At 47.4% G+C, this 597-nt stretch carries 1 protein-coding gene; it reads left to right on the top strand.

Annotated features, from left to right (window positions below):
- Positions 1–169: 169 nt before the first annotated feature.
- On the top strand, positions 170–597 hold a 428-nt coding region (locus AB1L42_RS23835; RefSeq protein WP_367062746.1), incomplete at its 3' end, for a hypothetical protein.

Genomic DNA, 597 nt, shown 5'->3' with positions numbered 1-597 from the left:
AATGTTGACCTGCTCGAATTCGTGGATGAATTAGATCTGTATCTTGCATACTTTATTCGAATTCGGATTGCCCCGTCCGGAAAGCAGGTAAATCCACCAGTGGGAATGCCGATTCACTTCGAGGCTTGCTGTTCCTACAATTGTGCTTATCGCAACAGCTGGAATCCCAATGAGCCAACACACGAAGCGGCGTCACAGGCTTTTCGCCCTGAACGCGATAGTTTCACTTGTTCTTGCATCAATCGCTTTGCTTTGGGCGGGAATTGATGCAAGTTACAATGAAGCTTGTTGGCTTGCTGCGGCTCGACTGAAATTGACAGATGCACTAGCCACTGGGACTGCGGCCACCTCGATGATGCAGTGGGGCATGCTGGGGCGTCGGGTGGCATTTGTTTATTGTGTATATGGGCTCGGCTTTATGGCTACAGTGGTGATGTCTATTGTAGTAAGTCGCCATTTCTCTCTCTCGCGATTATTGATTTGCATAGCAATAATCATGTTTTGGTTTCTACCAATTCTTGCTCGGAAGCAAATCGCCAAGTGGAGAACAATTTATCAAGTCAAGAGTGCGCTGCACGAATTTGAACAAGACGCTAG

Origin of the sequence: Thalassoglobus sp. JC818, from assembly GCF_040717535.1 — a bacterium.
Lineage (GTDB): Bacteria > Planctomycetota > Planctomycetia > Planctomycetales > Planctomycetaceae > Thalassoglobus.
Note: the sequence above shows the minus strand (reverse complement) of the source record. Positions and strands in the feature narration are given on the sequence as shown.